Genomic DNA, 14,116 nt, shown 5'->3' on the forward strand with positions numbered 1-14,116 from the left:
CCGCGGGCGGCGGTCGCTCAGAGCTCGGCCAGCATGACTCCGGCGTAGGCGGCGGCGAAGGCGCCCACACCGGTGCGGGCGGGCCAGGAAGCCAGCACGGTTGTGCGCCACTGGCCCTCGAACCGGCGGAACAGCAGCACCAGAGGCACGAGCACCGCGGCGAACACCGCCAGCCACGCCACCCGGGCGAGGATCCACCACGGATCCGCGGGAACCGCGGTCAGGCCGGGCAGCACACCCCATACCGCTCCGACAGCGCTTACCAGGGTGAGAGCGCTCTGGTGCCAGCAGAACACCGTGAGCGCGACGGCGTTCAGTGAGGCCACCCCCGCCCACAGGAGGGGCCGGCGCAGCAGCCGCTCCACACGGTCGCGCAGCAGCACCGCGATCCCGATCTGGACCATCGCCAGGACGGGGACGAACAGCGAGGGCGGGTGCGAGTTGGTGCGCTCCGTCCCCGGTATCCCGACCGTGCTCGCCGGGTAGCCCAGGCTTGTCACGAGCAGCGCCAGCCCGGCGGCGCCCCCGATGACCAGGACCGCGACGGCCGCACGCCCCAGCCGGCCGCGTTCCCAGGCGATCCCCAGCTGGTAGCAGAACATCCAGGCCGGAATGACGTTGAGGAGCCCGATCCAGCTCGGTACGGACTGCTCCCAGGGCCCGTAGCGCAGCAGGTCGACCACGGCAACGAGCAGCGGCGCCGGGAGGGCGGCCCGCAGCCCCCACCGCCGGTCGGCCGCCACCAGGCAGGGGGTGAGCAGGGTAACGGCGAGGAAGACCAGGACGAACCACATCGGCTGCACCGTCAGCATCGCCCCGGAGCGGACGGTCTGCCACGGGACGCCGAGCGGGACCAGCGTCACCATGACCAGGCCCCAGACCGCTGAGACCAGCAGCACCGGCCGGGCCAGCCGGTGCACGCGTCCGCGCAGCCAGCTTCGATCACCGTGGCCGCGCCGCCGGGAGCGGTCCAGCCCGCGCGCCCCTACGTACCCGCCGACCAGGAAGAAGAGCGCGAGGAGAGAGAACAGCCAGCTGATCGGCGACAACTCCGGCATGTAACGCAACGGGCTGTTGATGCCCAGCTCGCCGCCCTCCCACACCACAAGCGCGCTGACCAGCCAATGACCGGTGAACACCGCGCAGATGGCCAGTGCCCGCAGTCCGTCGATCGCGCGTTCCCGGGAGTCCGGTGTCGCACGGTCGACCCGCCGGGCGGCCGCGCGCAGGCGCCGCAGCATCCCGCCCCCGGACAGGGGACGGGACCAGCGGGCGCCTCCGGTGCCGTTGTCCGGGACGCCGGTGGGAGAGCTCTCTCCGGGGGCGGGCATCACTGGGACCTCGTGCCTGGGAAACCGCCGCGTCGTCGCCGAGGGCGGTCGGCGCCGCGCGCGGGCGATGTGCCGTGCCGCTCGGCCGGTCATGCTGTTCCTACCCGTTGACGGCGCGCCGAATGACGGCCCGTGTCCGGCGAGGACCTCCCCGGCCTGGGGCGACGGGGCGCAAGGGCCTCTCGCGGTGGCTAGTCTCGGTGTCGATGGCACAGGAAGGCGCGGAAGGGACGGGCCACAGGATGGACGCGCGCACATATATCGCGGAACACCGCGGCGAGTTCGTCGCCGAGTTGCGGGAGTGGCTGGCGATCCCGTCCGTATCGGCGGACCCCGCGCACCACGGCGACGTGCGCAGATCCGCCGAGTGGCTCGCCCGGCATCTGGCGGCGGTGGGCTTCGCGATCGTGGAGATCTGGGAGACGGACGGCATGCCGGCGGTGTTCGCCGAATGGCCGGCCGCCGACCCCGACGCTCCCACTGTCGTCGTCTACGGACACCACGATGTCCAGCCCGCTGATCCCGCCGAGTCGTGGCAGACCGACCCGTTCGACCCGGTGGAGCGAGGTGACCGCCTCATCGGGCGCGGTGCTTCCGACGACAAGGGCCAGGTGCTGTTCCACTCCCTGGGGGTGCGCGCCGGCCTCGCGGCATCGGGGGCGGCGGCTCCGCCGGTGACCCTCAAGCTGCTGGTCGAGGGGGAGGAGGAGTCCGGGTCGCCGAACTTCGCAGGACTCCTTGAGCGCTACCGGGACCGGCTCGCGTGCGACATCGTCGTCATCTCCGACACGACCATGTGGGCGGCCGACACGCCTTCGATGTGCGTCGGTATGCGCGGCATGACCGATTGCCGGATCGACCTGTACGGCCCCGAGGTCGACCTGCACAGCGGGTCGTTCGGCGGCGCGGTCCCCAATCCCGCACGGGCGATGGCCGACCTGCTATCGGACATGCACGACGCCGGCGGCCGTGTCGCCGTCCCCGGTTTCTACGACGACGTCGCCGAGATCAGTACCGAAGAACGCGAACTCCTCGCCAAGCTGCCCTTCGACGAGGCGGAATGGCTGCGCACCGCGAGCAGCACCGCCACCGCCGGGGAGACCGGATACAGCACGCTGGAGCGTATCTGGGTGCGGCCCACAGCGGAGATCAACGGGATGTGGAGCGGCCATACGGGCGCCGGGACCAAAACGATCGTGCCGCGCTCGGCGCACGCCAAGGTGAGTTTCCGCCTGGTGCCCGACCAGGAACCGCTGCGCATCCAGGAACGGGTCCGCGACTACGTCGAGGCCGCGCTTCCCGAGGGGGTACGCGCCGATGTGCGCTTCTCCGGCCCGGGTGTGCGCGCGTGCGCCTCCGACATCACCTCCCCGGCCGTTCGCGCCGCCCGTTCGGCGATGGGGCGCGCCTTCGGTACCGAGGTACTGTTCACACGTGAGGGCGGTAGCGGTCCCGAAGCCGACATCGCCGACATCCTCGACGCGCCGCTCGTCTTCGTCGCGGTGGGGCTGGACGACGACCGCATCCATGCCCCGAACGAGAAGGTCGAGATCCCCCTGCTCCTCAAGGGCGCCGAAAGCGCCGCCCACCTGTGGGAGGAGCTCGCCGCGGCGCTGCGGTGCTGACGGCCGCCGGCGGCGCGGCCCTGCTCTCCAGCCCCCGTTTCTCGAACCTCGAAGGCAGCACGACCGCTTATGGCACACCGCAACCTGACACCGGCCCTCTCCCGAGGCGTCATCGACACTGCTGGCCACCGGCGGCGGGATGACGCCTGGCTGGAGAAAACGTGGGCCGACCCCGCGACCCGGGTGCTGGTCCTGGAGGGCGGGGACCCGGACAGCTACGGATGGAAGGCCCTGCTGGCCCGCCAGTCCCGTGCGATGATCACAACGGGTACCGAACGGCCGGAGCTGGTCTTCCGCCCGTCGGCGGAGGCGCCTGAGGGAGAACGCTACCTGCTCGGCGTCGACGAGGCCGGACGGGCCGTCTTCGCCGTGCGCGCCGCGCCGGGGATCCCTCTGCAGGAGCGCGCGGACAGCAGACCGGCCTCGTTGCGCGAGGTGGGCGCGCTGCTGGACGACCGCGACTCCGGTCTGTTGACCCACGCGGTCGCGGTCGCCAACTGGAACGCCACCCACCGCTTCTGCCCCGGATGCGGCGCACCGATGCGGATGGCCGCCGCCGGGCATGTGCGTGTCTGCGAGAAGGAGGGGACGGAGCACTTCCCGCGGATGGATCCGGCGGTGATCATGCTGGTCCACCGCGAGGTCGACGGGGTGGGGCAGTGCCTGCTGGGGCACAACCCGCAATGGCCGGCCAACCGCTACTCCGTGCTCGCCGGGTTCGTCGAGCCCGGGGAGTCACTGGAGCAGGCCGTTGCGCGGGAGGTCGCCGAAGAGGTCGGCGTGATCGTGGCCGAACCGGAGTACCTGGCCTCCCAGCCGTGGCCGTTCCCGCGCAGCCTGATGCTGGGCTACCTGGCGCGGGCGGTCGGCGAGGCCGAGCGCACCGACCACGAGGAGATCGCCGAGGTCTGCTGGTTCAGCCGGCCGGAACTGCGCGCGGCCGCGGAGAGCGGTGAGGTCCTGCTCCCGGGGGCGGTGTCGATCGCCCGCAAGCTGATCGAGTACTGGTACGGCGCCGAACTCCCCGGCGGGTGGTGACGGCGGGCGGTGCGCTGACTCGGGAAGGGACCGGAGCCGGACGCGCCATCGCGCAGCGGACAGGGTGCGTCACTCGCTGCGAACGCGGCGAAACGGTGCCTGTCCGCCCGGGCTCCCCCGGAGCGCGGCACGAGGAGGGGTCAGTTCTCGGTGGTGCGTTCCCCGGCGAGTTCCCCGGGCAACTGGGGGAACGCGGAGGTGGAGCTCGCGACGACCTCGCGGGCCAGGTCGGCCACCTTCCGACCGCGCGAGCGCGCAGCGGAGCGGAGCCGCTGGAACGCTTCGCGGGGCTTGAGCCGGTGCCGTTCGGTCAGCACGCCGATCGCCTGCTCGACGACCACCCGGGTATGCAGGGCGTGCTCCAGTTGGGCCACGGTCACCCGGAGCCGCTCCACCTCCGATGCGTCGTCCGGCGCCTTGGGGGGCGTGGTGGTGTGAGTGGCGGAGGGATCGGCTGACGGCTGATCTTCGGTGACGAGCAGATCGGCCAGCACTATCGCGTTCAGCAGATCGGGCAGTTCCTCGCCGTCGTGCACGCGCCATCCTCCGGGCGTGCGCCGGATGAATCCCGAATCGGAGTCCGCCGGACCCTTACCCCGGGCTGTGCTGTGAGACGTCACGTGATCCCTCAACTTCCGTCGCGTGCGCCGCCGTTCCGTTCGAACGGCGGCCACGTGTCTACGACTGCCCCGTGAGTTTCTTCTTGACTTGAGCCAACGACGGGTTCGTCAGGGCTGTGCCGTCGGCGAACACCAGCGTCGGCACCGTGCGGTTGCCACCGTTAACCCCCATGACGTACTCGGCCGCTGAGGGGTTCTGCTCGATGTCGATTTCCTCGATCACGATTCCCTCGCGCCCGAGCTGACTCTTGAGCCGCTTGCAGAAGCCGCACCACGGGGTGGAGTACATCGTGATCTGGGCGGTGGTCGGAGTACTCATAAAGGGGGTCTCTCCTAACGAAGCCGTCTGGTCGGGGTACGGACGCTGACGTTGGCACCTACACCGCCTACTAGCAACGCCGAAGCCTGTGCCGAGCTTCCCTGACCGATATCTCCGGTTTCGCTGTCAGCGGTGGGACGTCTCCCGGTGAGTTCTGGTTCCCGCCTGGAGAACGCCCTCTTCTCGTCCCTCCACAGAGAGGGTGCGCCGGGGCGGCTCTGTCCGCGCCCGCGCCGATACTTGAGAGACTGGCCCGGGCGGGCGGGCCCGGTGTGGCCGGACGCGGCCGGTGCGAAACCGGAGGGCCACCGCGGCGCCCTGGGACACGAGCGGATTGGAGAGGTCGATGGACCCTGACCGCGTACTGGAAGGCCTCGACCCCGAACAGTGCGACGCGGCGCGCGCCCTGCGCGGGCCGGTGTGCATCCTGGCGGGTGCCGGTACCGGAAAGACCCGCGCGATCACGCACCGCATCGCCTACGCGGTCGCCAGTGGGGTCGTCACCGAGCAGCAGATCCTCGCGGTGACATTCACGACCCGGGCCGCAGGCGAGATGCGCGGCCGACTGCGCGGCCTCGGCGCCCCGCGGGTGCAGGCCCGCACCTTCCACTCCGCCGCGCTGCGCCAGCTCTCCTTCTTCTGGCCGCAGGTCATCGGGGGGCCCGAACCCACACTGATCAGCAGCAAGATCCAGGTGGTCGCCCGGGCCGCCCACTCCTGCGCGCTGCAGCTCGACCGCACCGGACTGCGCGACATCGCGAGCGAGATCGAATGGGCCAAGGTCACCCAGGTCCGCCCGACCGACTACGAGAAGGCGACCGCGAAGGCCGGCCGGGCCGCCCCTATGCCCGCGCACGACGTCGCCCGGGTCTACGAGGCGTACGAGGAGCTGCGCCGCGAACGCAACCTGCTGGACTTCGAGTCGATACTGGAGCTCACAGCGGCGATGCTCACCGAGCACCCCGCGATCGCCCAACGGGTGCGCGACCAGTACCGCTACTTCGTCGTCGACGAGTTCCAGGACGTCAACCCGCTGCAGAAACTGCTGCTCGACGCGTGGCTCGGCGACCGCGACGACCTCTGCGTCGTCGGCGACCCCAGCCAGACCATCTACTCCTTCGCCGGCGCGACCCCCAGTTACCTCACCCGGTTCTCCGCCGGCTACCCGAACGCCACCGTCGTGCAGCTGGTCCGCGACTACCGCTCCACACCGCAGGTGGTGCGGGTCGCCAACGGGGTACTGCGGCACGCGCGGGGCCCGGCCGCCGACCACCGCCTTGAGCTCGCCGCCCAGCGTCCCGACGGCCCCGACCCCACCTACACCGAGTACGACGACGAGCCCGCTGAGGCCACCTCGGTCGCGCGCAAGATCGCCGCGCTGATCGACTCCGGAACCCCTGCCCGGGAGATCGCGGTGCTGTTCCGTACCAACTCCCAGTCGGCGGCCTACGAGCAGGCGCTCTCGGATGCCGGCATCCCCTTCAGCGTGCGCGGCGCCACGCGGTTCTTCGAACGTCCGGAGATCAAGCAGGCCGTGCACACCCTGCGCGGCGCCCGCCACGGGGCGGAGCAGGAGCCGCTGGTCACCACGGTGCGGCACATCCTCGCCCCCCTGGGTCTCACCGAAGTTCCGCCCGAAGGACGCGAGGCCCGGGAGCGCTGGGAGTCCCTCGCGGCCTTGGCGCAGCTCGCCGAGGACGTGGCCGCGGAACGGCCCGGGGCCGCCATGGAGGACTTCGCCGCCGAGCTCGAAGCGCGTGTGGCGACGGAGCACGCCCCCGAGTTCGAGGGGATCACCCTGGCGTCGCTGCACTCGGCCAAGGGCCTCGAATGGGACGCGGTCTTCCTCGTCGGCCTGACCGAGGGGATGCTTCCGATCATCTACGCCGAGTCCGCCGAGCAGATCGAGGAGGAACGGCGGCTGTGCTACGTCGGTGTCACCCGTGCACGGGAGTACCTGGCGCTGTCCTGGGCGCTGGCGCGCTCCCCGGGAGGGCGCAAGAGCCGCAAACCGTCGCGGTTCCTCGACGGCCTGCGCCCGGCCTCCCCGGCACTGGCGGGAGAGCGCGCCGGACGCCGCCGCCAGGCCGCGGTCGTGCAGTGCCGCGTCTGCGGGACCACCCTCACCGAGGCCGCCGAACGCAAGCTCGCCCGGTGCCTGGACTGCCCTGTCGACTATGACGAGGAGCTGCTGGAGCGCCTCAAGGCGTGGCGGCGCGAATCCGCCCGGGAGCAGAAGGTCCCGCCCTACGTCATCTTCACGGACTCCACCCTGCAGGCCCTGGCCGAACACGTGCCCACCAGCGAGGCCCAGCTCTCCCGGATATCCGGTGTCGGTGCGGTGAAGCTCGAACGCTACGGTGAGGCTGTACTGGCCTTGTGCGCAGGGAAGGAGCCTGGCAGCGGTGGCGCGGAAGGGCAACGCGATGAGTGAGACGGCGGACGGGGCGGCGAGCGAACTGGAAGAGCGGCACACCGGCGGATCCGCGGAGCCACGGCAGACCATCGAAGGACTCCTGGAGATCCTCGACCTGGAGCGGATCGAGGTGAACATCTTCCGCGGACGCAGCCCTGACGACGGCCCCCAGCGGGTCTTCGGGGGGCAGGTGGCCGGGCAGGCGTTGGTGGCCGCGGGACGCACGGTCCCCTCCGACCGCCACGTCCACTCGCTGCACGCCTACTTCATCCGTCCCGGAGACCCGGCCGTCCCGATCGTCTACGACGTCGATCGGGTCCGCGACGGCCGCTCCTTCACGACCCGCCGGGTTGTGGCGATCCAGCACGGCAAGGCGATCTTCACGTTGTCGGCATCGTTCCACAAGACGGAACCGGGTCTGGAGCACCAGGTCGAGATGCCCGAGGTCCCCGGGCCCGAGGAGCTGCCGACCGCACGCGAGCGGCTCTTCCAGGCCTTCGGCAAGGTGCCCAGATTCGCCCGCTGGCACCCGATCGAGCTGCGCCCTGTGGGGCCGCTCTCCTTCGAGGTCGAGCAGAACCCCGGCCTGCGCACCACGCGGAACCTGGTGTGGCTCAAAGTCGACGGCAAGCTCCCCGACGACCAGATGCTGCACGTCTGCCTGATGACCTATGCCTCGGACATGACCCTGCTCGATACCGTCCTGCTCGGGCACGGCCGGACCTTCGCCGGCATCTCCATGGCCAGCCTCGACCACGCCATGTGGTTCCACCGGCCGTTCCGCGCCGACGAGTGGCTGCTCTACGCCCAGGAGACACCGAGCGCCGCCGGTGCCCGCGGCCTGGCCCGGGGCCTGGTCTACACGCAGAGCGGCGAACTGGTCTGCTCGGTGGTCCAAGAGGGGCTCATCCGCGTCCTGGACGACGGGTCCGCGGGAGGCGGGTGAACCCGCGCAGACGTTCTGGAATTCCCGTACGGTTCCGGCCGGACCCGGCCAAATCCGCAGGTGAAAAATGGGTTGCCGGCCGTGCACCGCCCCTCTAGGGTTGAACCCGTTGTCGCCCGCGCCGGCCGATGCGGGAAACCCGTCGGCCCGATCGTGAAGGAGGTGTCCCGGTCAAATGAACACACTGATCCACAGGTTCGACCTGATCCCGGCTGTGCGTCTTCGGGACACCGTGCGCGGCGGCACTGTGTCCGCTGAACCGCGCCTGGCTTATGGCGTCATGCCTTTGGCGAACGCAGGCGATGGCATGGGCGATAAGCGCCGGGCCGGCTTTGCCGGGTCCACGGTGCGGGCCCGCCGGTACAGCCAGGTCGAACTCATGCTCGCAGCAGGAACCCCGCGCCCCAAGGGCGTCGTGGGGTGGTGTCCACGGAGCGCTCCGGCTTAGCCACGCGAAGGCCGGGTGATTCTCCCGTGGCCGCGGACCCCACATCGGGGCCGCGGCCTTCTTTATGTCCGTGATGGCGCTCCCTCTGGCAGGGGATCGGCGTCGCCGGGCGCATCGCAGGTCCTGGCCCCGAAGCCGGAAGGGTTTCCGGCCGTCGTTACCGCCAACCGCGATGAAGACGAAAGATCAGGGAGGACACCGATGCTTGCGTCGGTCCTGGAAGCTCCGTGGCTCGGGGAAGTCGAGGTCCCTTGTCGTTGGGAACCGGACCTCTTCTTCGCTGAGGCCCCGGCCGACGTGGAGGCCGCCAAGGCTGTCTGCCGCCAGTGCCCCGTTCGGGAGCAGTGCCTGGCGGACGCGCTGGAACGGCGGGAGCCGTGGGGCGTTTGGGGTGGCGAGCTGTTCGTCTCGGGCAAGGTCGTGCCGCGCAAGCGGCCGCGCGGCCGTCCCCGCAAGACCCCCGAAGTAGTGGCGGCCTGAGCCGCGGGCCGCAGTCGCGACCCCGCCGGCCGGACGGGATCTCGACCATTTCGCCGGAAAGGAAAACCGAACAATGCTGCTCTACGAACTGGTGCGACTGCAGGAGAGGGTCGACGAGAAGCGCGACCGCGAGCGGGACCGTCTTGCGGCACGCCGTCGCCGAGCCGAGCTGCGCGAGCGCGACCGCGCTGAACGGCTGCTCCTCGAACCCAGGTGCGCACGCCTGTGTTGATCCCGGGTCGGTCATCCGCGACGGGATGTCGCCCGGAGACGGGGGCGAAGGGTCGGCGCCTTCCAGGCGCCGGCCCTTCCCGCGACCGGGCCTGGCCGGATGCGGCCGCGGCGGGTTTGCGCATCCCTCCGCAGGCCGCAACCCGGTGGTGTAGGGGGATCGCTTGATCACCGATACCGGAGATGGCGAAATGGCGGGGGTTCGGCCGTAAAAGGCCGGGTCTCGCCCCTGTGGCACTTCTCATCTCTGAGCTACCGTGAGTTTGTGCCTCCGAATACAAAAGTTGAGGTACGACGCAGTTCCCGCCGCCGGCGCACCGTGTCCGCCTACCGCGACGGTGACAAAACGGTCGTCCTCGTTCCCGCTACGTTCTCCCGCGCGGAAGAGAAGCGCTGGGTGGACCGCATGTTGGAGCGTCTTGAGGCACGTGAGGAGCGCCGCCGCCCCGACGACGACGCGTTGCACGCGCGGGCAGTCGACCTCGCCGAACGCTATCTCGCCGGACTGGCCCGGCCCGAAACCGTGCGCTGGGTGGACAACCAGCAGACCCGCTGGGGATCCTGCACCCCCGAGAACGGCTCCATCCGGCTCTCCCGGCGGCTGTCGGGGATGCCGTCGTGGGTGGTCGACTACGTCCTGATCCACGAACTCGTGCATCTGATCATCCCGCACCACGGCCCCGAGTTCTGGGATATGGTGCGCCGTTATCCCAAGGCGGAGCGCGCCCGGGGCTACCTCGAAGGAGTCAGCGCCGCTCCGCGACTCGAGGCCGGAGCCGTCGAAGTCGAGGAGAGCGAGGAGGACGACGTCATCGAGGACTGAGGGCTGTCCCGTGACTCTGCCGTGGCTATGGTTCCCCGGCGATCCGCTTGATGGTTTCGACGCGGTCGTGTAGGGTGCCCGGCGGTATCTTGATGCAGTCGTAGCCGAGGTCGCGGTAGACCTCGAGGTGGACGTGCTCGAAGCGGACCGCCTCGGCCAGGTCGATGCGGCGGGCCGCGGTCGGCGTGACGAACCCCAGCAGCTGGATGAAGAAAACCTGCCGCTGGTAGACCTGTTCGGTTTCGATCCGGTCGAGCTCGCGCTCCAATCCCGGCGCGACCGGGTGGTCCAGGTACCGGGCGAGGGCAAGGGTGCAGATCGGCGAGCGATCGTAGAACTGCACGGCGTCGGTGCCGCCGGTGGCCTTGGCCTGGCGCTGGTGTTGCAGTTGGCAGATGCGGTCGGGAAACGACGGCTCGGTCCAGGGTTCGGCGCAGCCGCGAGCCTGTTCCAGGGCGATGAGGTCGGTGGCGGCCTCTTCGATCACCGTGTGGCCGTCGGCTTCCAGGGACCGGAGGATGGCCGTCTTGCCCGCACCGGGTGCACCGGTCAATATGTAGCGTTTCAAGGGCCTGCCTTTCCTGCTCGAACGGGGAGTACCGGGTGCGGCCGAGACGATGATCGAGCGGTTCGATGGGCTGACCGCACGCCGGTTCGCCAGGCTGCCCCCATCTGGTCGCCGCGCTCGGCGAGCCGCTCCCGGGGAATCGGCACGACGCCGAAGTCTTCGAGCAGTCCGGGGGCGACCACGCCGCTCGCAACGCGACGGTAATCGCCGACGGCGGATATCGGGGCCGAGGAGCGTCGTCCCACATCGGCGTCCGTCCAAGAACGAGCCGCCGTCCGAGTGGAGAGGAGAGCACAGCGCCTCTCACCGGAGCGTGCGCCCGCACCGAGCACGCCGTCGCCTCGACGAAGTGCTGGAGCGTGCCGCGCGACCGCCGGCATCGCCCGTCTCCACATCCTCGCCCTCAACGACCGGACCACCCCCCCGGCAGCGGCCGCGCGGCCGCTGCCGGGTCAAGAACAACCGGTTACGGGACAAACCTTAGCGAGCCCTCCCGGGTGCGCGGTGGCCGCGCCGGCTGGCATGCTCGTCGTGGAGTGACCACGATCTGAGGGGGCCACGTGGAACGTATGGCGGCCGTGCTCATCACCTCCCGAACCGGAGCCGCGCCGCCGCCCGGTGTCGACCGCGGCTCCTTCGCTTCCGCCCTCACCGAGGACAGCTACGAGGTTCTCGCCGGGCTGGAACTCTGCGAGTCCACCGTCGTGGCCTGGGATGCGCTGCCCGAGCGGGCCGACTCGCTCGCGGCCGCGGCCGCCGAGGTGGTGTGGCCGGGTACACCGGTTTTCCGCGCCGGCGGGAGTACATCCGTCCGCGGGGCCCTGGAGAAGCTGACCGGGCACGGTGCCGAGCAGGCGGTCCTCGTCTCGGCCGACGCTCCCGACCTTCCGCCGTTGCTGATCGGCAAACTCTTCCGTGCGCTGGGCAACGCCGAGGTCGCGGTGTGCCCCGCTGAGAGCGGCGGACTTGTCGCTCTCGCGGCCCGCCTGCCGTTTCCGGAGTGGCCGGGCGAGCCGGATCTCGACGATCCGGACGTCCTAGGGGCGCTCACCTCGGCCCGCCCCGAGCGCCGCGCCCTTTCGACCGTCCCCGGGTGGCACCGGCTGCGCGGCCCCGCTGACATCTCCCGCCTCGACCCGGGACTGGAGGGGTGGGAGAACACCCGTGCACTGCTCGCGGGGCGGACGGGTCCACCGCCAAAGTCCGGCTAGCCGCTGTCCACGACGGTGCGGACCGCGTGTGCCGCCGCGCGGACCAGGGAGCGGCAGGCGGCGTCGGTGGGTTCGGGGAGGTCGTCCGCCGGGAACCAGTCGAGATCGTCGGATTCGGATTCGGCGCGGATGAGGGGGGCGCCGTTCCGGGCGACCGCCGCGTACTGCACATCGAGGTGCCACGTGCCCCCGCCACAGGGGACCCAGTGCTTGTCGAGCCGCACCGGATCGGGCAGCAGGGACAGTTCCGCCACCCCGGACTCCTCGGTGGCCTCGCGCAGTGCGGCCTGTGCCAGCGAGCTGTCACCGGGCTCGCAATGGCCGCCGGTCTGCAGCCACATCCGCAGCCCCCGGTGCAGGGTGAGCACGGCCTTCTCGCCGCGGGGATCGACGATCACGGCGCTCGCTGTGATGTGCCCCGGCAGGCACTCGCGCAGCATCCCGTCGGGAAAGCTCGCCAGGTGCGCCAGGTACTCGCGGCGCAGCGCCTCCTGCGCGCCGTCAGGAGCGGTCCACAGGGAGAGGACTTCCCGGGCGTCGCCGTGCAGTGTCACCTGCCGTCCTCGCCCTCGTCGTCCTTGCCGTCGTCCTGCCTCTCCTCGCCATCGCCCTCGGTGAATTGCGAGATGTCGAGGTGGCCGGCCTCGGAGTCGGCCTGGCCGCTGACGAACGCGTCGGGGTCGTCGAGATCGGAGCTGGACGGCATCAGGTCGGGGTGCTCCCAAATGGCGTCGCGCCCCTGCACCCCGTGGGCCTCCTGCAACCCGTTCCACAGTTGGCCGGCTTCCCGCAGCCGGCGCGGCCGCAGTTCGAGTCCCACAAGCGTGGCGAAGGTGTGCTCGGCCGGGCCGCCCGTGGCTCTGCGCCGCCGGCTGGCCTCGGCCAGCGAGGCCTCATGCGGAAGCCGACCGGCGACGGCGGAGCCGACCACCACCGACACCCACCCCTCGATCAGGGCGAGCATGGTCTCCAGCCGCGCCAGCGAGGCCTTCTGCTGCGGCGTGTCCTGCGGCTGGAACAGTCCCTCGCCCTCGGTGCCGGACAGCGCCTCCTGCAGCGCCTCGGGACTGGAGATGTCGATCTGGCCCAGCTTCTCCTCGAGTCCGCTCATGTCGAACGACATGCCGAGCGCGTACTCCTCGACCAGGCTGAACAGGTGCGCCCGCAGCCAGGGCACGTGGCCGAAGAGGCGGTGCAGCGCCACCTCGCGGGCGGCGAGGTACAGCCGCACCTCGTCCTCCGGGATCTCCAGCCCTTCGCCGAACTTCTGGACTCCCGCCGGCAGCAGTGCCGCGCCCCCCTCCTCTCCCAGGGGAAGGCCGACGTCCGTGGAGCCCACCACCTCGCGGGCCAGCTCGCCGATGGCCTGGCCTGCCTGCTGACCGACGAGCATGCCGCCCATTTGCTGCACCATGCCCATCAGCGGACCGGCCATGGACTGCATCTCCTCCGGGAGGTTCTGCCCCATGGACTCCACGATTCGGGAGGTCAGCGGCTCGCACAGCCGCGACCAGGTCGGCATGGTCTGCTCGACCCACTCCGACCGGCTCCACGCCTGCATGGTGTGCACACCCGACGGCAGCACGGTGGCCTCGTTCAACCACAGGTCCGCCAGCCGCAGTGCCTCCTGCACCTGGGCGTTCTCCGCCGGGCTCACACTGGCGTCGCCCTGCTGGGAGACCGTGTGCCGGGCGATGTTCCTGGCCATGTCCCAGTTGACCGTGGTGGAGCGGCCTCCCTGCTCCTCAGGTGACGACTGCGCCGCCATCATGTCGGCGAACTGGCGGAGCATCTGCGCCATCTGCTGTGGGTCTCCGAATGGGAACCCGCCCGGCATGTTCGGGTCCCCCCCACCTGGACCGCCCCTTCCAGGACCCGAGCCGGAATCGCCCGACCCCCGCCCGGACTCGTCATTGGGGTCGTTCGGCATGCTGAAACCAAAGGGTAGGTCGCTCACGATTAGACCTCAGGGCAGGATAGAAATGTCTCCACTAGTGTCACGTTAGCTGGGAGCCGCCCGGAGTGAGTACCCAAAGCAGCCAGGTTCGCCCACAGCACAG

General features: G+C 70.6%; 14 protein-coding genes. 8 read left to right on the forward strand and 6 right to left on the reverse strand.

Going from position 1 to position 14,116, the window contains the following annotated elements; genetic code table 11:
- Nucleotides 1-17: 17 nt before the first annotated feature.
- Nucleotides 18-1,331 (reverse strand): acyltransferase family protein, encoded by a 1,314-nt coding sequence (locus VS93_RS13710; RefSeq protein ID WP_236700535.1) that lies wholly within the window; start codon nucleotides 1,329-1,331, stop codon nucleotides 18-20.
- Between the two features lie 242 nt (nucleotides 1,332-1,573).
- Here VS93_RS13710 and VS93_RS13715 point away from each other — a divergent pair, with 242 nt between their 5' ends.
- Together VS93_RS13715 and nudC are read left to right on the forward strand one after the other, a co-directional pair.
- On the forward strand, nucleotides 1,574-2,956 hold the full coding sequence (locus VS93_RS13715) for a dipeptidase (protein WP_046470327.1): 1,383 nt from the start codon (nucleotides 1,574-1,576) through the stop codon (nucleotides 2,954-2,956).
- 69 nt (nucleotides 2,957-3,025) lie between these two features.
- Complete coding sequence (gene nudC, locus VS93_RS13720) at nucleotides 3,026-3,994, forward strand: NAD(+) diphosphatase (protein WP_046470328.1); 969 nt, start codon at nucleotides 3,026-3,028, stop codon at nucleotides 3,992-3,994.
- Between the two features lie 140 nt (nucleotides 3,995-4,134).
- Here the strand turns inward: nudC and VS93_RS13725 are convergent, their stop codons facing one another.
- Both VS93_RS13725 and VS93_RS13730 read right to left on the reverse strand, forming a co-directional pair.
- Nucleotides 4,135-4,614: an ANTAR domain-containing response regulator gene (locus tag VS93_RS13725; RefSeq protein WP_046470329.1), complete on the reverse strand. Its 480-nt coding sequence runs from the start codon at nucleotides 4,612-4,614 to the stop codon at nucleotides 4,135-4,137.
- A gap of 58 nt (nucleotides 4,615-4,672) precedes the next feature.
- Nucleotides 4,673-4,933: a mycoredoxin gene (locus tag VS93_RS13730; protein WP_046470330.1), complete on the reverse strand. Its 261-nt coding sequence runs from the start codon at nucleotides 4,931-4,933 to the stop codon at nucleotides 4,673-4,675.
- A 346-nt stretch (nucleotides 4,934-5,279) separates the two neighbouring features.
- Between VS93_RS13730 and VS93_RS13735 the strand changes: the two genes are divergently transcribed.
- From VS93_RS13735 to VS93_RS13750, 5 genes are all read left to right on the forward strand, one after another.
- A complete protein-coding gene (locus VS93_RS13735) occupies nucleotides 5,280-7,367 on the forward strand; it encodes an ATP-dependent DNA helicase UvrD2 (protein ID WP_046470331.1) in 2,088 nt (695 codons plus the stop codon).
- Nucleotides 7,360-8,295 (forward strand): acyl-CoA thioesterase II, encoded by a 936-nt coding sequence (gene tesB / locus VS93_RS13740; RefSeq protein WP_046470356.1) that lies wholly within the window; start codon nucleotides 7,360-7,362, stop codon nucleotides 8,293-8,295. The genes VS93_RS13735 and tesB overlap by 8 nt, the downstream gene beginning before the upstream one ends.
- Before the next feature lie 649 nt (nucleotides 8,296-8,944).
- Nucleotides 8,945-9,223: a WhiB family transcriptional regulator gene (locus VS93_RS13745; protein ID WP_046470332.1), complete on the forward strand. Its 279-nt coding sequence runs from the start codon at nucleotides 8,945-8,947 to the stop codon at nucleotides 9,221-9,223.
- A gap of 73 nt (nucleotides 9,224-9,296) precedes the next feature.
- Nucleotides 9,297-9,455: a hypothetical protein gene (locus tag VS93_RS30075; protein ID WP_173434309.1), complete on the forward strand. Its 159-nt coding sequence runs from the start codon at nucleotides 9,297-9,299 to the stop codon at nucleotides 9,453-9,455.
- Nucleotides 9,456-9,719: 264 nt separating this feature from the next.
- Nucleotides 9,720-10,277: a M48 metallopeptidase family protein gene (locus VS93_RS13750; RefSeq protein ID WP_082126875.1), complete on the forward strand. Its 558-nt coding sequence runs from the start codon at nucleotides 9,720-9,722 to the stop codon at nucleotides 10,275-10,277.
- A 25-nt stretch (nucleotides 10,278-10,302) separates the two neighbouring features.
- On the opposite strand, the gene VS93_RS13755 is transcribed toward VS93_RS13750, so the two are convergent.
- Nucleotides 10,303-10,845 carry an AAA family ATPase gene (locus VS93_RS13755; protein ID WP_052745742.1) on the reverse strand — a complete coding sequence of 181 codons (543 nt, stop codon included), beginning with the start codon at nucleotides 10,843-10,845 and terminating at the stop codon, nucleotides 10,303-10,305.
- A 569-nt stretch (nucleotides 10,846-11,414) separates the two neighbouring features.
- On the opposite strand from VS93_RS13755, the gene VS93_RS13760 reads away from it, so the two are divergent.
- The gene (locus VS93_RS13760) at nucleotides 11,415-12,056 is read left to right on the forward strand and encodes a DUF2064 domain-containing protein (RefSeq protein WP_046470334.1); all 642 of its coding nucleotides are present in this window, start codon (nucleotides 11,415-11,417) and stop codon (nucleotides 12,054-12,056) included.
- Here VS93_RS13760 and VS93_RS13765 read toward each other — a convergent pair.
- A complete protein-coding gene (locus tag VS93_RS13765) occupies nucleotides 12,053-12,610 on the reverse strand; it encodes an NUDIX hydrolase (RefSeq protein WP_046470335.1) in 558 nt (185 codons plus the stop codon). The genes VS93_RS13760 and VS93_RS13765 overlap by 4 nt on opposite strands.
- Nucleotides 12,607-13,986 (reverse strand): zinc-dependent metalloprotease, encoded by a 1,380-nt coding sequence (locus VS93_RS13770; protein WP_173434311.1) that lies wholly within the window; start codon nucleotides 13,984-13,986, stop codon nucleotides 12,607-12,609. Before VS93_RS13770 ends, VS93_RS13765 begins: the two co-directional genes overlap by 4 nt.
- Between the last annotated feature and the right edge of the window lie 130 nt (nucleotides 13,987-14,116).

This window comes from Allosalinactinospora lopnorensis (genome assembly GCF_000981225.1).
Classification (GTDB): domain Bacteria; phylum Actinomycetota; class Actinomycetes; order Streptosporangiales; family Streptosporangiaceae; genus Allosalinactinospora; species Allosalinactinospora lopnorensis.